This is a genomic window from Cryobacterium sp. RTC2.1, assembly GCF_035018685.1.
GTDB classification, from domain to species: Bacteria; Actinomycetota; Actinomycetes; order Actinomycetales; family Microbacteriaceae; genus Cryobacterium; species Cryobacterium glucosi.
The window spans coordinates 1-252 of the sequence record NZ_JASJXJ010000394.1; the positions used below are offsets into that span (position 1 = coordinate 1).

1 pseudogene is annotated in these 252 nt (G+C 76.2%); it reads left to right on the forward strand.

The features are described 5' to 3' along the window. Positions 1–252, forward strand: a pseudogene (locus QN357_RS19440) (hypothetical protein); the annotation flags it as partial.

Sequence of the window (252 nt, forward strand, 5' to 3'; positions counted from 1 at the left end):
CGGCAGTCCACGCCGACCTCGCTGACGCGATGCCGACGGCGGAGCCGACCGCTGAGGTCGTCGGCACGGTCCTCGACGGCCTGCGCGCCCGCGCCCGGCGCGCGATCGCGGAGGTGCCTGCACTCGACCGGTACGCCCCGGCGATCGAGGCGGTGTTCGCCGCAGCGGCCGAGGTGTCCTGGCCGAGGCTGCAGCGCATCCACGGGGACCTGCACCTCGGCCAGGTGCTGCTCGTTCCGGGCAGGGGCTGGG